Below are 23,104 nucleotides of genomic sequence, written 5' to 3' on the forward strand. Positions count from 1 at the left end.
TTATTTGTTTCCCGTCAAGTCTAATAAGCGATCTTTTAGGTCTTCTTCCAAGTGACCCAATTCCACTTCGGCCGCTCGCCGTTTTTCTTTGCCTTCTTTTTGGATACGCAATGTTTCCTGGATCGTTTCGACAAGATCGTTTTGCGTTTTTTGCAGTGTTTCGATATCAACGATTCCTCGTTCGTTTTCTTTCGCTGTTTCGATCGCAGAGACCTTCAGCATTTCAGAATTCTTACGTAAGAGATCATTGGTTGTTTCCGAAACTTGGCGTTGTGCCGTAACCGCATCTTTTTGACGCAATAAAGTCAGCGCGATAACGACTTGGTTTTTCCATAAAGGAATTGCTGTATTGACAGATGCTTGAATCTTTTCTGCCAATGCTTGGTTGGTGTTTTGGATCAAACGGATCTGTGGTGCTTGTTGGATCGTGATCTGACGGGCCAAGCGCAAGTCGTGGGTCCGTTTATCTAAACGATCCAGAAACTGCGTGTAGTCATTGGCAATTTGAACATCCATCTGATCATTTGTTTCTTCGGCTTTTTTCATTGCTTCAGGAATAATGGTCGTTTGTAGTTCTTGCATTTTTAATTCACCGGCAGCGATATAGATATTCAATGCATCAAAGTAATCTTTGTTTTTTTGATAAAGTTGTTCCAACATCAAATTGTCTTTTAACAGACCATCTTTTTCTTTGTCCAATTTGACAGCGATTTTATCGATTTGGGCACCGATTTTTTGGTATTTTGCGGTGATCTCAAAGATCGATTGTTTCACTTTCCCAAACATTCGTTTGAAAAGATTGCCTTCGCCTGCGCGTAATTCATCCGGATTGGCTTCTTGTAAACGATACATCAACTCTGTCAATGAATCACCCACCGGGCCGATATCAGCTGCTTGAACATGATTTAGCATCGATTGCGAGAATTCTCCCAACTTGGTTTGAGCCGCTGCACCATAAGTGATGACGGCCTGTTGATCGGTTGGATCAATCTTATTCGCTAACTCTTGCGCTTGTGCTTGCCGCTCAGGCGGTAGTTTATCAATCAAGCGAGGGGCTTTTTGCTGTTCTTGCAATGCATGGATCTCTGCTTGTTGGGTTGTTGTCAATGTGTCTACAGGGGTTGCAAATGGATTGTTCAATAAATCATCAAGCGTATCATTTACAGGTTTAACTTGATTTGGTGTATCCGTCATTCTAACTCCTCCTAAGTCTTGTTTCGAAAAAAATCTAGCCTGGGCTAGATTTTTTCATTGGATCGCTTCATTCGAAGGTCGAACAAAGGCATCCATCCCTATTCATTATCTCGTTTTATGCTTTGTTTGGCAATGGATAACTCAATATCAAGATCATCTAAATCATCAGCCACAAACTGTTGATAGTCTTTAGCGATCAATGAGGCCATTTGCTCAATGATTTGGGTACTTTCTTCAATTTTTTCATAGGTTTCACGGCTTTTGATCTCATGCTCATTGATTTCAATAAACTTATCTGTCAGATCCACCATGTTCGGCAAGTGGGTGTAAAGAAAATGACTCGCCGAATGTAATTTCGTCGGTTCTTTGACCAATTCTTTGAAGAGTGCTTTCGATGCGCGCAATGCATCGTGCCGCAAATCGATTGCTTTCAATTTATTGTTGCGGTTGATGTTTTGTTGCAAACGTTCGATCTGTTGTTTGGTTTGATTCATTGTTTCGCGAAACAGTTCGATTTCACTTGGAGACATCCCGCTTTTCAAGTAATGTGCTTCTTTTTCTTTTGTCAGCGTAGGTAATACATTGGGGTTTGCTTCTACTTTGCGCCCTTTTAACCCGATGAACACCAAAGCCGCGCCAACGATCAGCAACAAGACAGTAAATAAATCAGTGCCTGTGGAACTGATAAAGGCCAAAAGAGAGATGACAGCGATCGCAGAAACGATCAGCCAAATAGTTTTTTTCATTTTTCCTCCTCCTAAAATTCTTTGGACAAGTAATATGGGGATTGTTCGACATCCTTATTTTAGCATGTTACTTAGTAGAAAAATATCAGACTTGGGGTGGATTTTCTGATATTTAGTAAAATCATAATCTTTCTTGTTCTTTCTTAAGAAGATATTTTGGCGAAACTATGCTAAAGTATTTTGTAGAAAAGACGTTAGATAAAGGTCAGGTGGAAAAATGTTAACCTATAAAGATTTTGAAGAAAAAACAATTTCAAGAAAAGAAATTTTTCACGGAAAGATTATTGATGTCGTTGTCGATGATGTTGCATTACCTAATGGAGGGACTAGTAAGCGTGAATTGGTTTTTCATCCAGGGGGTGTTGCCGTGATCGCTATTACAGAAGAAGACAAAATGGTCTTTGTCCGCCAGTTTCGTAAGCCTTTAGAAAAAGTGATCTTGGAGATTCCTGCAGGAAAGATCGATCCAGGTGAAGGTGCACAGCCAGAATTGACTGGAGCCCGTGAGCTTGAGGAAGAGACCGGTTATCAAGCAGGGGAGATGGAACACGTGAATTCAATGTATCTTTCTCCAGGTTTTGCCAATGAAGTCTTGCATTTGTTTCACGCGAAACAATTAAGAAAAGTAGAGAACCCGCTGCCTCAAGATGAGGATGAAGTATTGGAAGTCTATGAATTGACAATGGAAGAAGCCAAAGCAGCCATTGCAGAGGGAACGATCTGTGATGCAAAAACGATTTTTGCTATTCAGTTTTGGGAACTGTTAGAATTGAAACGGAGGAACAGCCGTGCCTAAAGAACCACTGATCACCCGCTCCGAATTGCGTCGACGTCGTGAAGAAGAACTGGCTGCTTCCGAGCGAAATCAAAAGATCGTTGCTAAGCAAGCAAACAAAGAGTGGAAGCAAAAGGAAAAACAAATCGACAATCATTATCGGAAAGTCCGTAAAAAAAATAAAGCAATCACTAAAACCAGAACAGAAGAAAATCAAAAGTCCCGCAACTTGAATACCTTTTTGATCAAGGCGATCGTGGTGGTGGCGTTGCTGCTGATTGTGGTTGCATTAGCAATCTTTTTGCTTTAAGGAACACGATTAATCGGGTTTAATCCGTTGATCAGCGCATGTATCTACTCAAAAACCAGCACGCAGAGCATCAGCGCTCAGCCTGCTGGTTCTTTTGTTTTATGGCTGGGATGGCTTAGCAGCACTATAGAGAAAAAGCGAGGCATCTTGCCTCATAAACAACTGTGGGCCTTCAAAAAACGTTTCATAACTCACTGAATCAAAACCTGCTGCTTCTGCTAGCTGAAGCAACGTATCCTGCTCAAATCCATTGTGTACTTTAGGATGTGAGACGGAGTGGTTTTTATTAAAATCAACGATCAGCAAACGTCCACCGGGTTTTAGCAACTGATACAGTTGTTGTAGCAAGTGCTGTGTATCAGGAATGTGAAGCATGACCAGTGACAATAGGACTATATCTGCTTCTTCATGAATCGATTCCTTGGTTAAATCATGAAGCGAACCAGAAACATTGGTCAGCCCTTGCTGAGTGATCTTCTCTTCAACAATCGCCAGCATTCTTTCTGCGGTATCCCAAATCTGTAGTTGCTGGACTAAAGGGGCTAACGGCAGACTAACAAGACCTGTTCCGCCACCGTAATCAATCAGTGTTTGTTGGCGGCTATTTTTCAATTGAGGTCTTACTGCTGCAGTAAGCTTTTCCGCTAGAGCAATTCTTGGGGGTGTATCATAATGGTTGGCCATATGATTAAAAATTTCAGACTTGAAAAACCTCCTTAAGGGTTTGATAAAAAACTGTTCCTTTGATTAAAACTAGTTTATCATAAAAAGAAAAGGATCTTTGATTAAGTAACGTATGAGATCATCAGGAGGCTACAGGATGAAAATTGGTATTATCGGCGCAATGGAGGAAGAAATCAAGATGTTGCGGGAAGCATTAGAGGCTCCCTTATCTTGGGAGCGAGCTGGAGCTTTATTTATTTCCGGCAGTATCGGCAATCATGAAGTGATCGTTGTTCGATCTGGAATTGGGAAAGTTGCCGCTTCACTGACGACAAGTTTGCTGATTCAACAGTATGGCGTCAATATGGTGATCAATACCGGATCTGCTGGGGGAATCGGTGCTGGATTAGCTGTCGGCGATCTTGTGATCTCAGAAAAGCTGGCTTATTTCGATGTTGATGTCACTGGATTTGGGTATACGTATGGCCAGCTTCCAGGGGGGATGCCGTTGTACTTCGAGGCCAGTCGCTACTTGATCAGTGAAATGACCAAAGCCGCACAAGCAACGAATCACCAGGTGAAAAATGGCTTGATCGTGACTGGAGACAGCTTCATCAATGACGGACAAAAAGTACATGAGATCCTTGAACATTTTCCAGACGCATTGGCTTGCGAGATGGAAGGCGCTGCGATCGCTCAAACAGCGAAGCAATTCAATATCCCTTTCCTTGTTGTAAGAGCCATCAGCGATACAGCGGATCATGCCGCAACGGTTTCCTTTGATGAATTCATTGTGGAAGCTGGCAAGCGTTCAGCAGAAATGGTACTCGCTTTTGTGAAAAGACTGAAATAGCAAAAATGGAGGAGATCGTAAATGAAAGCACTGCTCTCAATTGATTATACAGTTGATTTTGTTGCTGACAATGGACGGTTGACGACGGGAGCGGCGGGGCAAGCGATTGAAACAGCCTTAGTAGCGCAAACGCAACGCTTCATCGACCAAGAGGATTTTGTCGTCTTTGCAATTGATCGCCATGATGCAGCGGACGCTTATCATCCGGAAAATCGACTGTTTCCGCCCCATAATCTGGCAGGGTCAACTGGCCGGAATCTTTATGGAACGTTAGCTTCACTGTATGATACTCATCAAGCGCAAGAAAATGTGTATTGGATCGATAAGCGCCATTACTCGGCATTCAGCGGAACGGACCTTGATATTCGCTTGCGGGAACGAGGCATTACCGATATTTATTTGACCGGTGTCTGTACCGATATTTGTGTGCTGCATACAGCCGTGGATGCCTATAACCTTGGCTATCGGTTGTTTGTTTTCAGAGATGCTGTCGCAAGTTTCGACCCCATCGGTCATGATTGGGCACTGCGTCACTTTGAACAAACACTAGGGGCGACTATTCTCTAAAAGGAGATGACTGAAATGGGATTTATGGATCAATTAAAAGAACAGTTTAGTTTTAGTGAATTAACGGGATTGTATCAGTCCTATAAAAGTGGTGAACTAGATGTTGCCGCGATTTTGAATGACGAATTTATGCAGAAGTATACAGATTTTGATAATATGGCAGCATTTATGACAAAATTGGGGATTCAAGACAAAAATCAATTCATTGATTTTATGAAGGATAGAACCAATCGACAACATGCGGACCAAGTCGTAAAAGAGCATTCCCAGTTTGACTCTCTAATCGAAATGGCCAAAAAAGCACTGGAAAAATAAAACGACCGACCTCCCAAAGTTAGCGGCTTTTGCTAATTGTGGGAGGTCGGTTTCTGTCTGGTTTTGTAAGAAGGGGTCGGATTTCTGCTTGAGAGACCTCTTTTAATCAGTGCCCCATTTTTGCTAAAAGAGGTGGAACCACTCAGTTTTCATTCGTACACGCTGCCAAAGAGCGGATCAGTCAACCGGTGTTTTACCAGATGCGCACGCGGTCTTCAGGGGCACGGTACATACCATCTCCAGGTTTGATATCGAATGTCGTGAAAAAGGAGTCAATATTTTGGAGTTGGATGTTGGCCCGTAATTTTGCAGGACCATGGACATCAACTGCCAACAGCAATTGTTGGTATTGTTCTTTCGCTTTTGTGCGCCAGATTTTTGCCCAGTTGATAAAGAAATCTTCTAGTGATACGTCAGCTTCTTTTTCGGCTGCTTCTAGTGCACAGCTTAAACCACCAGCATCGGCAATATTTTCCGATACAGTTAGCGTTCCATTGACCGTACCGCCGGCAAAGGACAAGCCATCGAATTCATTGATCATTTCTTGCGCCAATGTCTCAAAATGAGCTAGATCCTCTGCTGTCCACCAATTGTTCAGATTGCCAAATTCGTCAAATTTGGCGCCATTATTATCGAAGGCATGAGAAATCTCATGAGCGATCACGGCACCGATCCCACCGTAATTGGCGCTTGCGGATTGAGACAGACTATAAAAAGGTGCTTGTAAAATCGCTGCAGGGAAGACGATCACATTTTTGAAAGGGTGGTAATAGGCATTGACTGTTGCTGCGGACATTTCCCATTCATCACGGTCGACGGGTGTTTGCCATTTGCTAAAAAGATCCTCTCGGAAAATACGGCCAAAACGCAGCGCATTTTGTAACAATGATGCATCAGGATCTGTTTGCAGCTGATCATAGATAGCTGGGATTTTATCTGGGTAACCGACATGGATCCCCAGTTTATTTAATTTAACGATGGCTTTTTGCTTGGTTTGTTCACTGAGCCATGTATTGTTCGTCAAACGATCTTGATAGACGCCAATCATGGTTTCTACCATATGCTTGACATCGTTTTTGGCTTTTTCACCAAAATACTTGCGGCCATAGTAAGCACCGACGACTTGACTAAATTGTCCGATCGTCAGGTAATAAGCGGCTTTTTCTTTCGGCATTGCTTCATCAACGCCAGAAAGATGCCGATTGTAGGCCCCGCCGAGTTGCCGTAGTTCTTCACTAAGGTACCCCGTGTAGCGTAAACTTTGATTCACGATCATCCAGCTTTTCAACAAGTCAAAGTGGGTTGGAGAGACAATGATGTCAAACGCTGCAAAGTACTCAGGTTCAGTTACGATCAGCTCTTCTGGCTCGGCCTTTAATAAAGCAGTTAGTGTCTTTTTGAAGTCCAGCTGCGCTGAATGTTGTGCAAAGGTTTCTAGGCTTTGCGGATTGTAGTTTTTGCTGTAATCGGCATTTTCTTCCGCACTGCGGACATGAGGAGCGATCAATTTATCAAAAGCGAGGGTTTGTTCGACCAATGACTCTGCTTCGGACTGTGATTTTCCTAATTTTCTCAAGAGCGCAACGGCATTGTCAAAGAAAACTTGCAGCAGCTCTTCTGCTTGCGGATGGTCCGTATAATACGTTTTATCCGGCAAGATCGTTGCTGGCGGATAGGCCAACAGTGTATTCATTTTGGCATTCTTCATATCGGAGTCGATATCAAAGGCAAATGGTAGTTGGATGCCGTCAAGGATGAATGCAGGTAACTGTGCATTTAATTCGTCATAAGACGCAAGAGCTTCGATTTTTGCCAAAATCGGCAATACTTCTTGACCAGCGCTTTCATCACGAGTAGTAAAATCGCTGGCTAAGCGATAAAAAGCAACTGCATCTTTCATTTTTCCTTTAGGTGTTGCTAAAGGATCTGCGGCCATATTCTTAAATTCAGCCATCATTAATTGCTCGATCCCGTCTACCAAATCTTGAAAACCACCAGTTGCTGGTTTATCTGCAGGGATCACCGCTGATTCCAACCAATCGCCATTCACATAATCGTAAAAATCATCTTTTAATAAAGTTGTCATATGCTTCGCTCCTTTTCATGCTTTCTCCTATTATGGAACAAAATTTTCAAGTACGCAAAAAAAGTTTATTTTTTTCTTAACCGAATCGTTTCTTATTGTCGGAACTAACGGATCTCCGTGGTACTATTAGAGTATAGTATGATGAGGAGGAATGGGTGATGGAAGGAATTGAGAAGGCAGACAACTGGCAAGGTATACCAGAGGAACGCTTCCGACGTTACAAAGGTTGGGTGACACCTTCCGGCTATTTGTGCGGAACCTATGCGGCAACCGTGTTTCTGGCTTATTATCAAGATTATATCGATGAGCAGATCATCCCTAAAACGGTGAGAAGAAAAAATCAGCTGCAGCCGGGGGCATTGGCAGAGATGCTGCGACTTTTGATCCAACCCAATGGATTGCCAACGATTGCTTGGCAGGTGGCGCATGGACTCTCCCGCTTTTTTACTCATTTTGATCAACCTTATCGGGGACGGGCTACTGTTGTCGGTGGTTGGCACCGAGCTTGCAAACGGATCGATCAAGGAAAACCAGTGATTGTTGGTTTGTTGAAGCCTCTAGGTAGTACCTATGGCAATCATTGGGTCGTTGCCTACGCTTATTTGGAAACAGAAGCTGGCCGGTATTTAAAAGTGCATGACAATTGGGGAAACTACAATAAAGTGATCCCAGCCAGCTGGATCAATGGGACCATCTCATTGCCTTAAATTAATTTAATGAAAAAAGCTCCTATAATGTGCTAGAATAAAAGAAACAATTCACTTCACTTGGAGGAAAACATGGGCGAAAGTTATAAAGATAGTTCATTGAAAATTTTCAGTTTGAACGGCAACAAACCGTTAGCCGAGAAAATTGCAAAAGTTTTCGGTACAGAGTTAGGAAAGTCAAAAGTAACACAATTTAGTGATGGAGAGATCGCGATCAATATTGAGGAAAGTGTTCGTGGCGATCATATTTTTATCATTCAATCAACCAACGAACCCGTTAATGATCACTATCTTGAATTGCTGATCATGATCGATGCCATGAAACGTGCAAGTGCGAAAACCATCAACATCGTTTTGCCATACTATGCGTATGCAAGACAAGACCGAACGGCCAATCCTCATGAACCGATCACGGCAAAATTGATTGCCAATATGTTAGTGGAAGCTGGCGCAACACGAATCTTGACATTGGATTTACATGCTGTACAGGTTCAAGGTTTCTTTGATATTCCTGTCGACAATTTATTCACGATTCCGCTTTTCGCGCATCATTATCGCGAGAAAAAAATGATCGGAGACGAATATGTCGTTGTCTCGCCCAAAAATAGCGGTGTTCAGCGGACCCGCAGCTTAGCCGAATACCTAGACACGGCCATTGCCATCGTTGATCAAGATGAGGCAGAGGGAGGCTATGTGATCGGAGATGTCGCTGGCAAAAAATGTATCTTAGTAGATGACATTTTGAATACAGGCAAAACATTGTCCAAGGCGGCAGATTTGTTAAAAGAAGCGGGTGCTAGTGAGATTTACGCCTGTGTCTCTCATGCTTTATTGTCACCACCAGCCAAAGAGATTCTTGATCAATCTGTTATCGAAAACATTTGTGTCACAGATTCTTGCTGGACTGCTGAAGAACGACACCCAGAGCGTTTGTCTTATCTTTCTTGTGCAGAGTTAATGGGAGAGGCAGTTAAACGTATCCATGAAAATACACCGATGAGTCCATTGTTTCGGTTAGAAAGCAAAGATTACAAATAAGCAGTTAGAAAGTCCGTTTCTTGCGGACTTTCTAACTGCTATTTTTTTTTGAACCATTGATGCAGACGGAACAAACGAGTTTTCCCAATGAAAATCTCTTTCGGCAGCCAATGCCGGTGAGGGCAACCGTCGTTTCATGAAAGGACGGTTGCCTGAGACCATCATAGCGGTATTTGCTGCCAGAACAATAACGCTGTTAACTCTTTAAGCAGCCTTAAGCTAAATCATTCAGGTTCAAGACCGTTTCGCGTTTGATCAATTTATGGGGCACTACAAGCTGAACGGCGTTGGATCCTTCATGATTGAGTTGCGCCATCAAGCTTTCTGTAGCGATTTTTCCAAGTGACAAGACATTGATATCAATGCTTGTCAAATAAGGATGAGTCAATGTAGCAAAAATCGAGTTATTGAAGCTGATCACAGATAGATCATCCGGAACTTTGTAGCCAAACATCGTGGCAAGTTGGATGATACGAACAGCAAAAAGATCATCGATCACTACGATTGCTGTCGCCTTTGTTTCTTTGATCATGGTCTCAAAATTGACATAGTCTTCAGCCTTTTCAAATGTCAATGCAGGGTAAAAAGGGAGATTGGCTAACATCATCGCTTTTTGATAACCAAAGAAGCGTTCAAAATACAAATTTTCGTGGGTCGTATTGGTAGCGAACAATATTTTAGAATGACCTTGGGAAATCAGGTATTCTGTGGCTTGTTTTCCCAGCATTTGGTTGTCGTTATCTACAAACACAATGTTTTCTTCATTGCTGTAAGGATGGCCAATCAATGTGAAAGGAACTTTCTTGCGCACCAAATAATCAATGATCGGATCTTTTTCATCGGAATAGACTAAGATAAAGCCATCCACTTGTTTTTGAAGGTGCATCCGTTCCACGTTTTTCAATAAGGTCTCAAAATCACGGGCAGAGGCAACCGCAACCGTCATTTGGTGGTGGCGAGCTTCTTCGTTGATGGCTTCGATGGTTTCTAAATAAAAAGGGTTTCCTAGCCGTTCCTTCGAGTCCAAAGGTGGTAGGATAACGCCAATCGCACTTGAAATCTGTTTGCCTAGATTTCGAGCAGCTAGATTGGGTACATAGCCCATTTCAGCCATGATTTTACGGACTTTCTTCTTTGTTTCTTCAGAGATACTAGGATGATTGTTTACCACCCGAGAAACAGTTGAAGTAGCCACGCCGGCTTTTTTGGCAACATCTTTGACAGTTACGCTCACTGTTTTCCCTCCTTTTTTAGCTTATAGTATCATAAAGTGGTCTTATTTTGGTAGATGGAAAGAAGAGAAAGAAGAAATGCAGGCATTTCTTCTTTCTCTGTTCCAGAGGGCCACTTAAGCGATAGCGACTGAGACTTCTTCTTCCAACAAGTGATTTTTGCCATAAAGTTGAACTGTCAGTGGTTCGCCACTGATTTTTTTCAATGTGACCGTGTCTTCTTTGACAGAAATGAACAATAAGCGTCCTCGGTAATTGATATGGAATGCGTAACTGTTCCAAGTCTTCGGTAGAAATGGTGCAAAACCTAGATGGGCATGATCGGTCTTCATTTGGGCAAACCCTTGAACGATCGCCAACCAGCTGCCAGTCATGGAAGTGATATGCAACCCATCATCTGTATCATTATTGTAGTTGTCCAAATCTAGACGAGCCGTTCGTTCGTACATTTCCAAGGCTTTTTCCTCCATTCCTAGCTCAGCTGCTAAGATGGCATGAATACTCGGAGATAGGGAAGATTCATGAACGGTCATTGGCTCATAGAAGTTGAAGTTGTTCCGTTTTTCCTCTTCTGTAAACTGATCCCCAAAGAAATAGATTCCCTGTAAGACATCTGCTTGTTTGATGAAACATGAGCGCAAGATATGATCCCATGACCAGTTCTGATTCAATGGCAAATATTCCGGATCCAACTCAGTGACCGGCATCAAATCTTTGTCCAAGAAGGTATCGTGCTGAACGAAAATACCGAGGTCTTTATCCTCTGGGAAGTACATCTTGTCAATGATATCCTGCCACCGGGCTTGTTCTGTTTCTGAGATCTTCACAATTGCTTCTGCTGCATATTTTTTATAGCTTTGCAAGGTATAATCGAGGACCCATGTCGCAATTTTATTGGTATACCAGTTGTTGTTGACATTATTTTCATATTCATTGGGTCCTGTCACGCCATGGATCATATATTTTTGCTGGTGTTTGGAGTAGTGGACACGATCTGCCCAGAAACGAGCGATGCCCGTCAATACTTCCAATCCTTCTTTTTTCAGATAACTCGTATCGCCAGTGTAATTCGTATAGTTATAGATGGCATAAGCAATGGCACCATTTCGATGAATCTCTTCAAAAGTGATTTCCCATTCATTGTGGCACTCGATTCCTGTAAATGTCACCATAGGATACAGTGCGCCAGCCAAGCCTTGTTTTTGCGCATTGATATGTGCTTGCGGCAATTGATTGTGACGATATTTCAACAAATTACGAGTGATTTCAGGTTTTGCCAATGCTAGATAAAGCGGGACCGCATAGGCTTCGGTATCCCAATAAGTAGCGCCACCGTATTTTTCACCAGTAAAACCTTTTGGTCCGATATTTAAACGCTCATCTTCGCCATAGTAGGTCGAGAAAAGTTGGAATAAATTGAAACGAATTCCTTGTTGTGCAGCAGCATCGCCTTCAATGATAACATCAGCTAATGCCCAGCGGTCTTTCCACGCATCGACTTGTTCTTGCCGTAACTCTTCATAAGGTGCACGGTATATTTGGAAAAGCTCTGCGACTTTTGTCACTTGGTCGTGAGGAGTGACATCGCGACTGGTGACAATGATCACTTCTTTTTGCAAGTGGAAGACAGCTCCTGCTTCCCCTGTGAAGGTAAAGGCATCTGAAATGGCTAATTGACTAGTTTCGGTAGTTTCAGGTTCTTGACTATGCCGCATCGCAGCAGTGACCGTAAATTGCTCGATGTCAAAGTTGTTTTCGACTGTGCGGGTCGTCAGATAACGATAGCTGTCCGTGCTGCCATGGTCTAATTCTTCCCAGAAACGTTCTTCATAATTGCTGTCTTCATTACGGACATTGTTGTCCAACTTCGAAAGAACCTTGATTTCTGCTGATCCTTCAAGAATCTCGGCATTCATCGTAATCACTGCGAGTTCTCGCTTAACGATGCTTAAAAAGCGTTCAAAAGTAAATTTAACCGTGGCGCCAGCTAAGGTCACCGTAAATGTCCGCCGTAAAATTCCCGTTTGCATATCTAATTCCATATAAAAATCACTTGGACTGACTTTTGCAAGGTCAACCGCTTGATTATTGATGAATAGATCCATAGCAATGAAGTTGACTGCATTGATCACTTTTCCAAAATAATCCGGATAACCATTTTTCCACCAGCCAACGCGAGTCTTGTCTGGGTACCAGACACCAGCCAGATAGGTACCTAGATGATGATCACCACTGTATTGTTCTTCAAAGTTTCCCCGCATCCCCATGTAACCATTGCCAATACTTGTAAGCGACTCTTGCAGTCGACGATTTTCTTTATCTAAGGTGGTAGTAGCGATTTTCCAAGGATCGATATCGAATAAACGCTGGATTTTTTTCATAGGTTTCTCCTCCAAAATCTTTTTGATAAGTCTATAATAAATGCAAACGATTGCGTTAGTCAAGCGTAAATCATTGCTTTCTCTGCTTTTTTAGGTGAAAGGGTGACAGTGGGCTGTTTTTGCGCATTTTTATAAATTAGTGACTGCGGAGATTATAAATTGAAATTTCTCGGTTTACAAAATTTTCAATCTCCGCTACAATGTGGTTATTAAGAAACCGATTGCGTAAAACGGTGGAGGAGGAAGAAAAGAATGAAGAAATTATTCAGCTTTGAATTTTGGCAGAAATTCGGAAAAGCCTTAATGGTTGTAGTAGCTGTTATGCCTGCCGCAGGACTGATGATTAGTATTGGGAAGACGATCCCCATGATCAATGCCGATTGGGCCTTTTTAGCAACGACCGGTGGTGTGATCGAAAATATTGGTTGGGCAATTATTGGAAATCTGCATTTATTATTTGCATTAGCTATTGGTGGAAGTTGGGCGAAAGAACGAGCAGGCGGGGCATTTGCTGCTGGGATCGCCTTTGTTTTGATCAATCGGATCACAGGTTCGATTTTCGGTGTGACAAGTGCCATGCTGACAGAAAAAGGCGCGTTTACTCATACATTGTTCGGTACGAAAATCATGGTGGACGGCTTCTTTACGAGTGTCTTAGAAGCCCCAGCATTGAACATGGGTGTCTTTGTAGGGATCATCGCCGGATTCGTCGGTGCGACTGCTTATAATAAATACTATAACTTTCGGAAACTTCCCGACGCACTCTCATTTTTTAATGGAAAGCGCTTCGTTCCATTTGTAGTTATTGCTCGCTCGGTAGTTGTTTCAATCGTTTTGGCGATTGTTTGGCCTTACATTCAAGCAGGAATCAATAATTTTGGTTTATGGATCGCACAATCACAGGAAAGTGCACCGATTTTAGCGCCATTTTTATTTGGAACATTGGAACGATTACTATTGCCTTTTGGCTTGCATCATATGTTGACCATTCCAATCAACTATACCGAATTGGGCGGCACCTACACGATCTTATCCGGTGCACAAGCAGGAACTCAAGTTTTCGGTCAAGATCCTTTGTGGCTGGCTTGGGCAACAGACTTAGTAAATATGCGAAATGCAGGGGATACGTCACAATATCAATTCTTAATGGAAAATTTTGTGCCGGCACGTTTCAAAGTCGGACAAATGATTGGTTCTTCTGGTATTTTAATGGGACTTTCTTATGCTATGTACCGCAATGTTGACGCTGATAAGCGTCATAAATATACGTCAATGTATTTATCTGCAGCCGTTGCAGTCTTCTTGACAGGTGTAACAGAACCGTTGGAATTCATGTTTATGTTTGCGGCTGTGCCGTTATATATCGTGTATGCCGTCGTTCAAGGGGCAGCATTTGCTATGGCAGATATCGTACATTTGCGGGTCCATTCCTTCGGGAATATCGAGCTGTTGACTCGTACACCCATGGCGATCAATGCCGGTCTGGGTCAGGACTTGATCAATTTTGTGTTAGTAACGATTGCGTTTGGAGTCGGTATGTATTTCTTAGCTAACTTCTTAATCAAAAAATTCAACTTTGCAACACCAGGGCGCAATGGCAACTATGAAGTAGACGGCGCTGAGGATACCGTAGGAACAACAGCTTCCGATGGAACGTTAGATCCAAACTCACAAGTTGTTAAGATTATTCAACTGTTAGGGGGACGCGAAAACATCAGTGATGTGGACGCTTGTATGACGCGACTACGGGTCTCCGTCAAAGATCCTAGCTCAGTAGGAGATGAAAAATCTTGGAAAGGCGCCGGTGCGTTAGGACTGATTGTAAAAGATAACGGGGTCCAGGCGGTATATGGTCCTAAAGCCGATGTCCTTAAATCAGATATTCAAGATCTTTTAGATTCCGGTGCAGCAATTCCTGAAGCAGTTATAGTAGAAGAAGTTGTTAGCGCTAAGAAACATGAAAGTAAAGGGATAACGGTTGAGGTTGCTTCTGTGGCCGATGGACAAGTGATTCCAATCACGGCTGTCAACGACCCAGTCTTTGCAGAGAAAATGATGGGGGATGGCTTTGGTGTGATTCCCGATAACACGCAGGTGTATTCACCGATTTCCGGGAAAGTGACCAGTGTTTTTCCTACGAAACATGCGATTGGCTTGCTGTCAGATGAAGGGGTCGAAGTGTTGGTTCATATGGGCTTAGATACGGTGGCACTTCAAGGGGCTCCATTTACGGTTGCTGTCACTGAAGGACAAAAAGTTGCTAAAGGTGATCAATTGGCTGAAATGGATCTTGCAGCTGTCAAAGAAGCAGGTAAGGATACGACAATCGTTGTAGCAATGACGAATACCGATCAAATCGATTCCTTTGAATTGACTCAATCCGGTCAGCAAAAAGCAACAGTAGTTGTTGGAATCGTCAAACTATAATAAAATGACTAGGTGCTGTGTCATCAGTGTTTTACCAAACCGAATATCCGAAAGTAAGTGTGTTCCTGCAGTCTGGTAGGTCCTCGTTGCAATGTTACGAGAAACACAGCCAACTCAGCCCTTGCGGATAGTTTCGTCTGGTTTATACTTATGGCACAGTACCTTTCTTTTAGCTACATTTTGAAAGAAGACAATCAAACGCAGAGGAGCGTTATTCATGAAGGTTTTGACGTTGAATACCCATAGCTGGTTAGAAGACAATCAAGAAGAAAAATTAAAAGTGATCGCACAAGAAATCGCCGCGGGGGAATATGATTTGATTGCGTTGCAAGAAGTCAACCAATCGATTGCCGCTGAAACGATCGTTCCAGATGGACTGTATTGTCCAACGGATGCAATCCTTGAAATTAAAGAAGACAATTTTGCATTACGTCTAGTAGAAGAACTACAGATTTTGGACCATGATTATTATTGGTCATGGACTTACAGTCATGTAGGCTATGATATCTATCATGAGGGGAATGCCTTGCTATCCAAAAACCCGATCATTGCCAAAGAGTATTTGGCTTCTGAAACTAGCGATGTCTGGGATCACACCACCCGCAAAAACCTTAGCGGTCTTACAGAAGTAGACGGCAAAATGGTTCAGGTGTTAAGCTGCCATTTTTCTTGGTGGCAGGAAGGTAAATTTGCTTATGAGTGGCAGCAGACGGAAGCTTTTTTAGCTGAGCGTGCAGCATCCTTATTGCTTTTAGGGGATTTCAATAATGATGCCGACAGCCTAGGCTATCAATTGGTGAAGGACAGTTCATTGCAGGTGCAGGATAGTTTTCTTACTGCAGCAAAGACGATTGGTGAAGCTTCTGTGGTAAAAGCAATCGATGGCTGGCAAGACAACCGTGAGGCGCTACGGATCGATTATGTCTTTGCCTCACAAAATGAACAGCCAGTCGAATACGAAGTGGTTTTTGATGGCCAACGGTTGCCAATCGTTAGTGATCATTTTGGTGTCCGAGTTGTTTTTGAATAACCAAGAATAGAGAAGCCGGCTCCGATTATTTGCTGACCATCGCTTGAATCAACTAGAGATTCCGGAGTAGCCAATCAACAAAAAAGGATGAAACCAGAAATGAATTTCTGATTTCATCCTTTTTTTGATCAAATGTCAATCGAACCATAGCGATTTTTTAGAGCAGTACGAATCAAGCGTTCGGCTAAATGTTCATTGCGAGCAAGTAATGGTCCATGGAAATAGGACCCAAAAACATTGCGGTAGACTACGCCTTCTGTTTGATCTTCGCCATTGTTTCCTTGGCCTTCAATGACTTTCCCTAGTGGTTTTTCTCCTTTGCCGAGGAATGTTCGGCCATTATGATTCTCAAAACCGTAATAGGTCTCATCGAATTCTTCATTGTGGATCACGATATCACCGATGAAGCGGTTGTTTTCTTGACTTAATGTGTAGTGATCCAAAGCACTAATTCCTTTGATCTTCTCTCCGTTAGCTCCCATGTAGTAATGACCTAACAACTGATAGCCGCCACAGATGGCCAGCATGACTCCATCGTTTTCGATGTATTCCGTCAATGCTTCTTTTTTTGTTTGGATATCTTCAGAAACGATCAGCTGTTCAAAGTCCTGTCCGCCGCCAAAGAAGACTAAGTCATACTTCTGCGGATCAAAGGGTTCGTGGATGCTGACGACTTCCGAAATGAATTCTACACCCATTTTTTCGGCTACATAACGTAACATCAGCAAATTGCCATTGTCTCCGTAAGTGTTCAATAAATTTCCGTAAAGATGAGCAACATTCAAGCGATAGTTAGCCACGATCCATCCCTCCTTTGATATAGCCTTTTTCTGCCAATTTTTTGCGTAATTGCAAGACAGCTGTATAAGTTGCCAGAATATAAACTTTTTCAGTTGGTAGATCAGCGATATCTTTAATGACTTCATCAAGGTCTTTTGTTTCGGTGATCTTTTCTTCAGGGATCCCAGCTACTTTTAAGCGCAACGCCATGTCTTGATGGCGGTCTCCGCCGGCAATGACTTGTGGGATCGCCATTTCAGCGAAAGCTTCGTGGTTGCCGTCCCAGATCCAGCTAACATCAATACCGTCCGCATAATTGGCATTCAAGAGACTGACAAGAGAAAATGGATAAGGAGACAGACCGATCATATCGATGACTTGATTCAGTCCTACCGGATTTTTGACTAACACCAGTGTGCATTCTTTGCCATCGATAGAAATAATTTCTTGACGGCCAAAAACTTTTTCATCATAGGCCAATCCAGCTCTGATTTTTTCAGGTGCTACTTGATAATATTCCGCTACAGCAGTTGCTGCCAATGCGTTATAGACATTGTACATCCCACCAACTTCGATACCATAAGAATTGCCGTCGATGACAAAATCAGCAGAAGTATTGTCCATGGCTGTGATATCCGTCAATTTATAGTCTAGTTCCGGACGTTTGAAGTCGCAATTTGGACAATAGTATTTACCTAGATTTGCGTAAGTGATCATTTGGTAATGTAAGATATGGTGGCATTTCGGACAAAGGACGCCATCTGTATTGTAATGCGCCATTTGCTCTTGGTCAGGCAAGTGGTCAAAACCATAGTATTTTCTCGGATTAACTGTTGTGACAGAATTGAATAACGGAGAATCACCATTGCACAAAATGGTTGCGGTAGGTGAATTGGCTGCCCCTTCAACGATCATTTTATAGGTTGTATAGATTTCACCATAACGATCCATCTGATCACGAAAAATATTTGTGAAGACAAATAGCTCGGGTTTGATATACTTCGTTACTTTGCTGAGACTAGCTTCATCGATCTCTAGTACTGCAAACTTTTTGCCGCCCTTCGATTTGGCAGATAAGAAGGTAGACACGATTCCTTGGACCATATTGGCACCTGTTGGATTTGTCAGCACATCATCAAATTCTTGCCGCAAAATATTCACCGTCAATGCAGTGGTCAAGGTTTTTCCATTCGTACCAGTGATAACGACAACTTGGTAATCTTTTGCTAAATGATCTAAAATATGCGGATCAATTTTTAATGCTATTTTCCCAGGTAGACTGGATCCGCCTTTAAAAAAGTTTTTTAATACCCACTGAGAGGTCTTACCGACTGTGACAGCCAGCTGACTTCTTAACCCCATAGTTGAACCTCCAAACGAGATGATTGTCTTTTTAGTTTAAATTCAATTTATCATACCATATGTTCTAAAAAAGGTTAAACGGCTTTTCGATTTCTTTAAGTTTCTGCAAAGAGTTCCGTTTATTGTACCAAAAAGGCAGAGACATTCGTTACAAACAAAATGTCTCCGCCGCTTCAGTGAGGAACAAGGATCGTTTCTCTAGGATTGCTCCCGCAAATTCCTCAATCACGCAAATCTGCTAGCTTTTAACCGATAATGATCTTTTCTGTCGGGTACTCATAGCCCAAATCTCGGGTTTCTTTTGGTACAAACAACAACAATGTGTAAAGCATACCGACACGTCCAATGAACATCAATAGGGCAATCACTAACTTACCTACGCTGGAGAGATCATCAGTGATTCCTAAGGACAGACCGGTGGTCCCAAATGCAGAAGCGACCTCCACAATGATGGCAATCAAAGGGATGTCCTCTGTAGCCGTCAAGAAAAGTACGCAGAAAAAGCACATTCCCAAGGACAACATGAAGACGACCACCGACTTACGGACATCATCTTCATCGATCCGGCGTCCAAAGATGTTGATATTGTCTTCACTCTTTAAGAAGGCATAAAGATATAGTCCGATGATGGCGATGGTTGTCGTTCGTATTCCACCACCAACTGAACTAGGACTACAACCGATAAACATTAGGAGGGAAAAAACGATCAATGTCGTGGTCTGGAAATTTCCTAGATCATGGATCTGCAAACCCGCATTACGGGTAGTCATAGAATAAAACATACTGTTGATCCAAGTGCTGGTAAAGCCATAATCTTTGAATAGATGGTCTTTTTCCAGGAAAAAGATCGCAATCGTTCCACCGATGAACAAAATCACAAATGCCAACATCGCAATTTTTGTAAACAATGAAAAACGAAAAGGCAGTTGTCGCCGATTTTTTTTCAGCTTGAAGAGGACCCATTCCCGGAAATCCATAATGACGGGAAAGCCAATTCCACCGATAAAAATCAAAAACATGATACAGATCAAAAAGAAATAATCGTGGGCAAAGGGCAGGATCGAATTGCCTGTCACATCAAATCCAGAGTTGGTGACTGCTGAAACAGCTTGGTAAAAGCCATAAAAAAGGGCACCACTCCACGTGTCATAATAGCCGTTAAAATAAAAATAAATAGAAAAAATAGCACCGGAAATGACTTGGCAGAGCAGGATGATCGTAAATGTGATGCGAATCATTCGCACGATCCCACTTAGTTTGGGCTGATTCATATCCGTCATGATCAGCTGTCGCTGCTTTAAGGAGATTTTTCTCCGGGAAACGATGGCAAAAAAGGTTGAGATCATCATGATCCCCAAACCTCCGACTTGAAAAAGAACTTCAAGCAGGATCACACCACGGTCATTAAAGACATCATCGATGGGAAACGTCGTCAATCCGGTCACACTGACGGTACTGACAGCCATAAAGAACATATCGATGAACGAAGCGTGGGAGTGAGGCTCACGAAAAAAAGGCAGATAAAATAAGCCTAAGGAAATGATCGTCATCAGAATATAGTAAAAAACGATCACTTGGATCGAAGACACATTCTGTGCAATAAAAAATTTACTTCTACGTTGTGTCAAACGAGCAAAGCGCGTGAAATTCATAACTGGTCTCCTCACTAAATAAATTACCCACAGTATACCAAAGAACGCCGCAGTTTAAAAAGAAAGCGAGATGTCAAAATTCTCAGAAAACGGAAACTAGAGACAGTCACCCAAAGGATGCTTTCAACTGGTCGCCAGTCTCATCAAAGAAAAGGCTGTTCCCGGTGTCACGATTCTGTCAATCCTGAGAGAAAAAGTATAAAAAGAAGTAAATGATTCCTATACGGATACTGACGAATAAAACCTCCGATATTTCCCAACAAAATGAAGCGACCCCCGAAAGTTAGATTTTTGGTCTAACTTTTGGGGGTAACTACAAAATCAGGAAAATACCGGATGTTTTAGAGGAATGTTTTATAATGCTTCTACAGCTTCAATGGCACGAAAGACTTTTTCCGGAGTGATCATCGGGTCAATCAAGATAAAGGTTTCTTCTTCTTTTACAGCGTAGGTCAAGACAGGTGCAAAATAGTCCCGGTCTAATCGAGTGACATGCAAGTCTTTTAATTTCATCGGTAAGTGCAGTGCTTCGTAGAAGGGGCGCAGTTCTTCAATCACAGCAAAATCATTGGTGTAGGCAAGCTGTACCCAGATGCAGTAGGCGACTTTGTTGCCGTGTAGAACGCTATGGGTTTCACTCAAATAAGATAATCCATCATGTAATGCGTGGGCCCCAGAAGTCCGTCCGAATTCGACAGCGAATCCGCCAACTTCTCCTGCTAAAGCGATAATGGCATCTGTAATTCGCGCAAAAGCAGGCGTTAAGCGACCGGCTTCTAAATCACTGACGGCTTGGATCGCATCAGCAATCAAAAGCTCCTTGATCAGTTTTGCACTTTGAAAACCAAGACGAACGAGGGCAGTTTTATCATCTTCTGCCATTGTGCGTACAATCGCTTCCATCTCGTAATACTTTGCTAGTGTGTCTGCAATGCCAGCGATGAAATAATCCACTGGTGTTGCCAGTAAGAACCGAGTGTCGACAATCGTCATGTAGGCGCCTTTTTTGGCATAATCGATTTTGCAGATCGTATGGTCTGGATAATAGGCAACGATTACCGGTGTGAAAGGCGCGCAGTTGGAGACCAATGTAGGGATAACGATCAGCTCTGCGCCCAATCGTTCAGCGGTGATTTTTGCGGTATCTGCAACACGACCGCCTCCAATCGCTAAGATTGCATCCGCATGCTTAATTTTATCTGCTAGCTCCTGCGCATTCTCATAGCTAGAGGAACCGTCATAGCGATAAACGGGATAATCAAACGGGTGGGGATAATAAGCTTGAAAAACGTCAAAGGAACGCTCTCCAGTAATGACAGAAACAGCATTAAATTCATTGAGGTATTCCGGTAAATCCAAAAGCACAGATTCCCCAGTAATATACCGGTTTGGTCCAGGTCGAACTTCATTGGCTAACATAACACAACACTCCTTGGCAGTCGTCGGAATTTTCTAATTAGTGTAACGCGGAATAGCGCTTGCTGTCAATTGTTCTTTGAGAGAATTAGGAGGGACAAAGACAAGAAACTGCAGTCAGTTCTTGGGGACAATTGGAGGGCTCAGAGATGGAATAGCGCTTGTTGTCAATTTATCTGGAAAATCGACTAGTCAAAAGTGTCCTTTTATGAAGGGCAGGCATGAAGAGCATGGACGCAAAAAAGACCCCAACAAATGAGAGACGCTCTAGGAGGGTCCTCCATCTGTGGAATCAATTGATAAAATTCTGTTCTTCCGCGGTTGCCATAGTGAAGCAAAAGATCTGAATTGGTTTTCTGAAAAAAGTTTATGCCCAGTTTTGGCGAATAAAGCCAGCGCGTCCGGAACCTTCACGATAAGCGTTGTAATGCGCCGCATTTTTCTTATAAAAATCTTGATGATAGTCTTCTGCTGGGTAGAAAGGTTCTGCAGGTTCGATCTTCGTTACGATCGGACGGTCAAAGCGGCCACTTGCCTGCAGTGCGGCTTTGGAAGCTTCTGCGATTTTTCGCTGTTCTTCACTATTGTAATAAATGACTGGACGGTAAGAATCCCCGCGGTCTGCGAATTGACCAAATGCATCTGTGGGATCCGTTTGTTGCCAATAGATAGCCACGAGTTCTTCATACGTTATTTGTTCTGGATCAAAAGTGATTTCAACCGCTTCTGTATGTCCAGTGGTTCCAGTTGTTACTTCTTGATAGGTAGGATGAGGGACATGTCCACCGGTGAAGCCTGAGACTACCGAGAGAATTCCTGGCAAAGAATCGAAGGGTTTGACCATACACCAGAAGCAGCCACCGGCAAAAATTGCAGTATCTTTCATTGTGATTCCTCCTTTGGTTTTATGGTATGCTTCTTATAGAGAAAGACAAGCGATATGCTTACAAGAAATTGCCAAAGGAAGTGAGGTTCGCTGTGGACACAATACTCATTTTATTGCGAGGAAATTCTGGTAGCGGAAAAACGACAGTGGCAAAAGCGCTGCATCAACAATTAGGGGCAGAAGCGGTGTTGATCTCACAGGATGTATTTCGCCGAGAAATTTTTCACGTGAAGGATACGGCTAATAATCCTGCTGTAGGCCTAATGGTTGAGGCTCTTTTATACGCACAAGGAAAGGTTTCTTTCATTATTGTTGAAGGGATTTTTGCCCGTGAGAAATATCATGATTTCTTGCTGTTTTTACTGGAATCATTTGAAAAGTGTCTCATTTATTATTTTGATATTCCTTTTCAAACAACCCTTGAGAGGCACCGTTCAAGGCCACAGCGAGCATTTTTTTCTGAAGCATCGCTGCAAAAATGGTGGCTGGAAAAAGACCTTCTCTTTGGGGAAAAAGGCATAGCGTCCAACAACAATGATCTATGTAAAAAATCAGTCCTCGCAAAAGAGCAGTTGATTACAGAGACACAGACAATATCCGAAATTGTTGCGATGATCTTGGGGGATTTGAAGCAATTTCAAGAATAGCTTTGAAACAAACTGTCTGTCATTCCAAAAAACTAAA

21 protein-coding genes are annotated in these 23,104 nt (G+C 42.6%); 10 read left to right on the plus strand and 11 right to left on the minus strand.

Annotation, left to right across the window (positions count from 1 at the left end):
• Both Q0A12_RS08270 and Q0A12_RS08275 read right to left on the minus strand, forming a co-directional pair.
• Entirely contained in the window at nucleotides 1-1,194 is a 1,194-nt protein-coding gene (locus Q0A12_RS08270) for a toxic anion resistance protein (RefSeq protein ID WP_291292181.1), read from the minus strand.
• A 98-nt stretch (nucleotides 1,195-1,292) separates the two neighbouring features.
• Nucleotides 1,293-1,940, minus strand: a complete 648-nt coding sequence (locus Q0A12_RS08275; RefSeq protein ID WP_291292182.1) for a 5-bromo-4-chloroindolyl phosphate hydrolysis family protein — start codon at nucleotides 1,938-1,940, stop codon at nucleotides 1,293-1,295.
• 217 nt (nucleotides 1,941-2,157) lie between these two features.
• On the opposite strand from Q0A12_RS08275, the gene Q0A12_RS08280 reads away from it, so the two are divergent.
• Both Q0A12_RS08280 and macP read left to right on the plus strand, forming a co-directional pair.
• Nucleotides 2,158-2,736: an NUDIX hydrolase gene (locus Q0A12_RS08280; RefSeq protein WP_291292183.1), complete on the plus strand. Its 579-nt coding sequence runs from the start codon at nucleotides 2,158-2,160 to the stop codon at nucleotides 2,734-2,736.
• Nucleotides 2,729-3,025: a cell wall synthase accessory phosphoprotein MacP gene (gene macP / locus Q0A12_RS08285; RefSeq protein WP_291292184.1), complete on the plus strand. Its 297-nt coding sequence runs from the start codon at nucleotides 2,729-2,731 to the stop codon at nucleotides 3,023-3,025. The genes Q0A12_RS08280 and macP overlap by 8 nt, the downstream gene beginning before the upstream one ends.
• 99 nt (nucleotides 3,026-3,124) lie before the next feature.
• Here the strand turns inward: macP and Q0A12_RS08290 are convergent, their stop codons facing one another.
• Nucleotides 3,125-3,754: a class I SAM-dependent methyltransferase gene (locus tag Q0A12_RS08290; protein ID WP_291292217.1), complete on the minus strand. Its 630-nt coding sequence runs from the start codon at nucleotides 3,752-3,754 to the stop codon at nucleotides 3,125-3,127.
• Between the two features lie 91 nt (nucleotides 3,755-3,845).
• Here Q0A12_RS08290 and Q0A12_RS08295 point away from each other — a divergent pair, with 91 nt between their 5' ends.
• The 3 genes from Q0A12_RS08295 to Q0A12_RS08305 are packed head-to-tail and all read left to right on the plus strand — an operon-like array spanning nucleotide 3,846 to nucleotide 5,423.
• Complete coding sequence (locus Q0A12_RS08295) at nucleotides 3,846-4,541, plus strand: 5'-methylthioadenosine/adenosylhomocysteine nucleosidase (RefSeq protein ID WP_291292185.1); 696 nt, start codon at nucleotides 3,846-3,848, stop codon at nucleotides 4,539-4,541.
• A gap of 21 nt (nucleotides 4,542-4,562) precedes the next feature.
• Complete coding sequence (locus Q0A12_RS08300) at nucleotides 4,563-5,108, plus strand: isochorismatase family cysteine hydrolase (protein WP_291292186.1); 546 nt, start codon at nucleotides 4,563-4,565, stop codon at nucleotides 5,106-5,108.
• Between the two features lie 15 nt (nucleotides 5,109-5,123).
• Complete coding sequence (locus tag Q0A12_RS08305; protein WP_291292187.1) at nucleotides 5,124-5,423, plus strand: hypothetical protein; 300 nt, start codon at nucleotides 5,124-5,126, stop codon at nucleotides 5,421-5,423.
• A 193-nt stretch (nucleotides 5,424-5,616) separates the two neighbouring features.
• Here the strand turns inward: Q0A12_RS08305 and Q0A12_RS08310 are convergent, their stop codons facing one another.
• Entirely contained in the window at nucleotides 5,617-7,509 is a 1,893-nt protein-coding gene (locus Q0A12_RS08310) for a M13-type metalloendopeptidase (protein WP_291292188.1), read from the minus strand.
• A gap of 158 nt (nucleotides 7,510-7,667) precedes the next feature.
• Here Q0A12_RS08310 and Q0A12_RS08315 point away from each other — a divergent pair, with 158 nt between their 5' ends.
• Complete coding sequence (locus tag Q0A12_RS08315) at nucleotides 7,668-8,216, plus strand: C39 family peptidase (protein ID WP_291292189.1); 549 nt, start codon at nucleotides 7,668-7,670, stop codon at nucleotides 8,214-8,216.
• Between the two features lie 72 nt (nucleotides 8,217-8,288).
• Nucleotides 8,289-9,254, plus strand: coding sequence for a ribose-phosphate diphosphokinase (locus tag Q0A12_RS08320; protein WP_291292190.1), 966 nt, complete (start codon nucleotides 8,289-8,291; stop codon nucleotides 9,252-9,254).
• Between the two features lie 214 nt (nucleotides 9,255-9,468).
• On the opposite strand, the gene Q0A12_RS08325 is transcribed toward Q0A12_RS08320, so the two are convergent.
• Nucleotides 9,469-10,488 carry a LacI family DNA-binding transcriptional regulator gene (locus Q0A12_RS08325; protein ID WP_291292191.1) on the minus strand — a complete coding sequence of 340 codons (1,020 nt, stop codon included), beginning with the start codon at nucleotides 10,486-10,488 and terminating at the stop codon, nucleotides 9,469-9,471.
• A gap of 114 nt (nucleotides 10,489-10,602) precedes the next feature.
• On the minus strand, nucleotides 10,603-12,867 hold the full coding sequence (locus tag Q0A12_RS08330) for a glycoside hydrolase family 65 protein (protein ID WP_291292192.1): 2,265 nt from the start codon (nucleotides 12,865-12,867) through the stop codon (nucleotides 10,603-10,605).
• A gap of 252 nt (nucleotides 12,868-13,119) precedes the next feature.
• Between Q0A12_RS08330 and Q0A12_RS08335 the strand changes: the two genes are divergently transcribed.
• Together Q0A12_RS08335 and Q0A12_RS08340 are read left to right on the plus strand one after the other, a co-directional pair.
• Nucleotides 13,120-15,294, plus strand: a complete 2,175-nt coding sequence (locus Q0A12_RS08335; RefSeq protein ID WP_291292193.1) for a PTS transporter subunit IIBC — start codon at nucleotides 13,120-13,122, stop codon at nucleotides 15,292-15,294.
• Between the two features lie 217 nt (nucleotides 15,295-15,511).
• Nucleotides 15,512-16,324 (plus strand): endonuclease/exonuclease/phosphatase family protein, encoded by an 813-nt coding sequence (locus Q0A12_RS08340; RefSeq protein WP_291292194.1) that lies wholly within the window; start codon nucleotides 15,512-15,514, stop codon nucleotides 16,322-16,324.
• A gap of 128 nt (nucleotides 16,325-16,452) precedes the next feature.
• Here Q0A12_RS08340 and Q0A12_RS08345 read toward each other — a convergent pair whose 3' ends face one another.
• From Q0A12_RS08345 to msrA, 5 genes are all read right to left on the minus strand, one after another.
• Nucleotides 16,453-17,124 carry an adenosylcobyric acid synthase gene (locus tag Q0A12_RS08345; protein WP_291292195.1) on the minus strand — a complete coding sequence of 224 codons (672 nt, stop codon included), beginning with the start codon at nucleotides 17,122-17,124 and terminating at the stop codon, nucleotides 16,453-16,455.
• Nucleotides 17,117-18,466 carry a Mur ligase family protein gene (locus Q0A12_RS08350; protein WP_291292196.1) on the minus strand — a complete coding sequence of 450 codons (1,350 nt, stop codon included), beginning with the start codon at nucleotides 18,464-18,466 and terminating at the stop codon, nucleotides 17,117-17,119. Before Q0A12_RS08350 ends, Q0A12_RS08345 begins: the two co-directional genes overlap by 8 nt.
• A gap of 245 nt (nucleotides 18,467-18,711) precedes the next feature.
• Entirely contained in the window at nucleotides 18,712-20,118 is a 1,407-nt protein-coding gene (locus tag Q0A12_RS08355) for a TrkH family potassium uptake protein (RefSeq protein ID WP_291292197.1), read from the minus strand.
• Nucleotides 20,119-20,472: 354 nt separating this feature from the next.
• Nucleotides 20,473-21,537, minus strand: a complete 1,065-nt coding sequence (locus tag Q0A12_RS08360) for an iron-containing alcohol dehydrogenase family protein (protein ID WP_291292198.1) — start codon at nucleotides 21,535-21,537, stop codon at nucleotides 20,473-20,475.
• Nucleotides 21,538-21,901: 364 nt separating this feature from the next.
• Nucleotides 21,902-22,420, minus strand: a complete 519-nt coding sequence (gene msrA / locus Q0A12_RS08365) for a peptide-methionine (S)-S-oxide reductase MsrA (protein ID WP_291292199.1) — start codon at nucleotides 22,418-22,420, stop codon at nucleotides 21,902-21,904.
• Between the two features lie 92 nt (nucleotides 22,421-22,512).
• Between msrA and Q0A12_RS08370 the strand changes: the two genes are divergently transcribed.
• Complete coding sequence (locus tag Q0A12_RS08370; protein ID WP_291292200.1) at nucleotides 22,513-23,067, plus strand: AAA family ATPase; 555 nt, start codon at nucleotides 22,513-22,515, stop codon at nucleotides 23,065-23,067.
• Nucleotides 23,068-23,104: the final 37 nt, after the last annotated feature.

Source organism: Enterococcus sp., assembly GCF_022711995.1.
Taxonomy (GTDB): domain Bacteria; phylum Bacillota; class Bacilli; order Lactobacillales; family Enterococcaceae; genus Enterococcus_D.

Coding starts and splice junctions, on each gene's coding strand:
- Q0A12_RS08305 (WP_291292187.1), top strand. CDS start 5,124: ATGGGATTTATGGATCAATTAAAAGAACAGTTTAGTTTTAGTGAATTA.
- Q0A12_RS08350 (WP_291292196.1), bottom strand. CDS start 18,466: ATGGGGTTAAGAAGTCAGCTGGCTGTCACAGTCGGTAAGACCTCTCAG.
- Q0A12_RS08310 (WP_291292188.1), bottom strand. CDS start 7,509: ATGACAACTTTATTAAAAGATGATTTTTACGATTATGTGAATGGCGAT.
- Q0A12_RS08295 (WP_291292185.1), top strand. CDS start 3,846: ATGAAAATTGGTATTATCGGCGCAATGGAGGAAGAAATCAAGATGTTG.
- Q0A12_RS08340 (WP_291292194.1), top strand. CDS start 15,512: ATGAAGGTTTTGACGTTGAATACCCATAGCTGGTTAGAAGACAATCAA.
- Q0A12_RS08270 (WP_291292181.1), bottom strand. CDS start 1,194: ATGACGGATACACCAAATCAAGTTAAACCTGTAAATGATACGCTTGAT.
- Q0A12_RS08360 (WP_291292198.1), bottom strand. CDS start 21,537: ATGTTAGCCAATGAAGTTCGACCTGGACCAAACCGGTATATTACTGGG.
- Q0A12_RS08335 (WP_291292193.1), top strand. CDS start 13,120: ATGAAGAAATTATTCAGCTTTGAATTTTGGCAGAAATTCGGAAAAGCC.
- Q0A12_RS08315 (WP_291292189.1), top strand. CDS start 7,668: ATGGAAGGAATTGAGAAGGCAGACAACTGGCAAGGTATACCAGAGGAA.
- Q0A12_RS08355 (WP_291292197.1), bottom strand. CDS start 20,118: ATGAATTTCACGCGCTTTGCTCGTTTGACACAACGTAGAAGTAAATTT.
- Q0A12_RS08330 (WP_291292192.1), bottom strand. CDS start 12,867: ATGAAAAAAATCCAGCGTTTATTCGATATCGATCCTTGGAAAATCGCT.
- Q0A12_RS08320 (WP_291292190.1), top strand. CDS start 8,289: ATGGGCGAAAGTTATAAAGATAGTTCATTGAAAATTTTCAGTTTGAAC.
- Q0A12_RS08300 (WP_291292186.1), top strand. CDS start 4,563: ATGAAAGCACTGCTCTCAATTGATTATACAGTTGATTTTGTTGCTGAC.
- Q0A12_RS08280 (WP_291292183.1), top strand. CDS start 2,158: ATGTTAACCTATAAAGATTTTGAAGAAAAAACAATTTCAAGAAAAGAA.
- msrA (WP_291292199.1), bottom strand. CDS start 22,420: ATGAAAGATACTGCAATTTTTGCCGGTGGCTGCTTCTGGTGTATGGTC.
- Q0A12_RS08275 (WP_291292182.1), bottom strand. CDS start 1,940: ATGAAAAAAACTATTTGGCTGATCGTTTCTGCGATCGCTGTCATCTCT.